The organism is Salmonella sp. SG203 (genome assembly GCF_013350575.1).
In the GTDB taxonomy this organism is placed as follows: domain Bacteria; phylum Pseudomonadota; class Gammaproteobacteria; order Enterobacterales; family Enterobacteriaceae; genus Salmonella; species Salmonella enterica.
On the sequence record NZ_SNMT01000127.1, the window covers coordinates 1 to 234 of the forward strand.

General features: G+C 54.3%; 1 rRNA gene. It reads left to right on the forward strand.

Annotated features, from left to right (window positions below):
• Window positions 1-234 (forward strand): 23S ribosomal RNA (locus tag HV477_RS28150); the annotation flags it as partial.

Consider the following 234-nt stretch of genomic DNA (forward strand, 5'->3'; position numbering starts at 1 on the left):
GTTGGCTTAGAAGCAGCCATCATTTAAAGAAAGCGTAATAGCTCACTGGTCGAGTCGGCCTGCGCGGAAGATGTAACGGGGCTAAACCATGCACCGAAGCTGCGGCAGCGACGCTCAGGCGTTGTTGGGTAGGGGAGCGTTCTGTAAGCCTGTGAAGGTGGCCTGTGAGGGTTGCTGGAGGTATCAGAAGTGCGAATGCTGACATAAGTAACGATAAAGCGGGTGAAAAGCCCG